Here is a 2,101-nt window from a genome sequence, read left to right as displayed (position 1 = left end):
TTAGTTTGCCCGGCATGTCTGCCGCACCGATGGGTTGAAAGAAACCCTGTCACCTAACCAGCGGGAAGACAACCCGTAGGCAAGGGCGTCACTGGTAACGGTGGGGTCTGGAGGAAGCCGAAGGGGGAGCTTGGAACATAACGAAAGTGAACCGAGGTTGGCCTTACAGGTGGGTAACCCTGCTAAATAGGGGAAAGCCCGAAAGCTGGATAACCTGAAAGGTTAGGACGGATGCGTTCAAGTTCAGGCAAGCAGACTTAACCGGGGAAGCCCGGCATCATCCTACAAGACACAGTAGGTAAGCCCAAACAAGCGGAAACGCAAGGGAGGGAATACGTGGAGCAGGGTGGCAGATGAGTCCGTAGTAGTGATTAACCCTCAGCCAGTGAAGGCTGGTAACAGACCGGAGGGCAAAACTGAGGGGACATTGCACCTGGTTGCAATAGGGCATAAGGAGCCAAAAGCCTTTATGCTTGCGAAGGGACGAAGATAAACCAAAGTATGCAAATAAAGAACCAAGCGGTGGGACGAGAAGATAACCGAGGCTGAAACGCTGAAGGGAACGTTAAGGCAGGCGGCGACGAACTTGCTCGCCATAACGTCCGCTCAGGCGGAGTATTGCGGTACTTAACGGTAAGATTGCCACAGAGCTAGAGACGCCGGGAAGCCGCAGGAAGAAACCGCCGCAAAACCGTAAGGAACTAAGGGAGCATAGCGAAATCAGGTGAAATGATGAAGAAATGGTACAGCCTAATAGATAAAGTATATCGGCTTGACAATTTGGAAAGAGCCTGCCGTGCCATTAGAGCCAACAAAGGAGCTCCCGGAGTAGACGGTGAGACCGTGGAAGCCTTAGGCCAGAACCTGGAAGAAAGGCTGCACCAACTTCATCATGAGCTGAAAACCGGCACATACAAGCCACAGCCGGTCTTAAGGGTAGAAATTCCCAAAGCGGATGGCAGCAAACGCCCGCTGGGAATACCCACCGTAAAAGACCGTGTAGTCCAACAGGCACTTCTCAATATCTTGCAACCCATCTTTGAACCCGACTTTCATCCCTCAAGCTACGGCTACCGACCGGGACGCTCCTGTCACCAAGCAGTGGCCAAGGCCGAGAGATTTATGAATAAATACGGATTGAAATACGTAGTGGACATGGATCTCTCAAAATGTTTTGATCGGCTGGATCATGAATTGATCTTGGAAGGAGTAAACCGGAAAGTGAGCGACGGCAGCGTGCTGAAGCTCATTAAGAAGTTTCTCACCGCTGGAGTCATGAAAGACGGAGCCTGGGAAGAAACAGATATTGGAAGTCCGCAAGGGGGCGTCATCAGTCCATTACTTACGAACATATATTTGGATCAATTCGACCAGGAAATGAAAAGAAGGGGTATTCGCATCGTCCGCTACGCGGACGATATTCTGATATTCGCCCGAACTCACAGAGAGGCCTGGAAATATCAGAAACTCGCCACCGAAATCCTTGAAAATGAACTCAAGCTAGTGGTCAACAAAGAAAAGACGCACCTCACGAGCGTGAATGAGGGAGTAGCATATCTTGGATTTATCATATGGCCCAGGTATGTCTCTATCCATTCCAAGAAAATAAAGAGCTTTAAGGACAGAATAAGGCAACTAACTCCCAGGAACCACGGAATAAACGTTGAGGAAATGGTGAAGCGTCTTAACCCGGTCTTGAGAGGGTGGGCCAACTATTTCAGGGTCGCCAACTGCAAGAATCTATTTTCACAGTTAATGGAGTGGATTCGGCGGCGGTTGCGAATGAAGCAAATGAAAGAGTGGAAGAGCTGGAAACCATTGCACAAGGCGCTGCGTAGGCGGGGGTATAAAGGGGAGTTTCGGAAAATTTCTGTTACGAAATGGCGCAACTCTGCCAGCCCGCTGGTCAACATGGCACTGCCAAACAGCTGGTTTAACGAGATTGGACTAATTAATTTGGCTTCGTATAATGCCGGCATTTTGCATCACTTTTGGGAGAAGTGACTGAGGTTTATCAGGAGCCGGATACGAGGCCCGTAAGTCCGGTTCTGTGAGAGGGATAACGCCGCAGAAAATTACTGCGGCGCTACCCTACTCGATT

At 50.0% G+C, this 2,101-nt stretch carries 1 protein-coding gene; it reads left to right on the top strand.

Annotation, left to right across the window (positions count from 1 at the left end):
* The first annotated feature begins 729 nt into the window (after positions 1-729).
* Positions 730-2,004, top strand: a complete 1,275-nt coding sequence (ltrA, locus tag Psfp_RS20860; protein WP_243120840.1) for a group II intron reverse transcriptase/maturase — start codon at positions 730-732, stop codon at positions 2,002-2,004.
* Positions 2,005-2,101: the final 97 nt, after the last annotated feature.

Origin of the sequence: Pelotomaculum sp. FP (assembly GCF_004369245.1) — a bacterium.
Classification (GTDB): Bacteria; Bacillota; Desulfotomaculia; order Desulfotomaculales; family Pelotomaculaceae; genus Pelotomaculum_C; species Pelotomaculum_C schinkii.
This window is presented reverse-complemented; position numbering and strand designations above follow the sequence as displayed.

What these genes read in the sequence shown, in the direction of transcription:
- ltrA (WP_243120840.1), top strand. Translation starts at nt 730, where the DNA reads ATGATGAAGAAATGGTACAGCCTAATAGATAAAGTATATCGGCTTGAC.